General features: G+C 46.1%; 1 protein-coding gene. It reads left to right on the forward strand.

Annotated elements, in window-relative coordinates:
- Positions 1-95: 95 nt before the first annotated feature.
- The coding region (locus AC1DWN_RS34995) for a CoA transferase subunit A (RefSeq protein WP_477563383.1) at positions 96-558 on the forward strand (463 nt) is incomplete at its 3' end.

The raw sequence follows: 558 nt of genomic DNA on the forward strand, positions 1-558 counted from the left end.
TGCAACAGTTGTAGAGCGTTGTTAGCAGCATTCTATGACATGAGATATTAGGGCTGGAAACCATTTAACCCATTTCGGAAAGGAGAATGTATCTAATGAAAGAACTGTTGACATCATTCACCGATGCTGTGAGTGAGATCCCCGAAGGTGCGACTATTATGGTCGGAGGTTTTGGACTGGTTGGCATTCCTGAGAAATTAATCTCGGCATTGGCTGATCTCGGAACTCCCAATTTGACCGTCATTTCCAATAACTGCGGAGTCGACGATTGGGGGCTCGGATTGCTGCTGCGAAATAAACAGATTAAGCGGATCATCGCATCGTATGTGGGAGAGAACAAGGAGTTCGAACGTCAAGTGTTAAGTGGTGAAATTGAAGCAGAATTAATTCCACAGGGTACTCTTGCTGAAAGAATCCGAGCTGGAGGTGCAGGTATCCCCGCTTTTTATACATCTGCTGGAGTCGGAACTCCACTCGCCGATAGTCGGGAAACACGTGTTTTTGACGGCAAAGAATATTTATTGGAGCACGCCTTAACCGCAGACTTCAGCCTAATAC

This window comes from Paenibacillus sp. P4_A7, assembly GCF_056402455.1.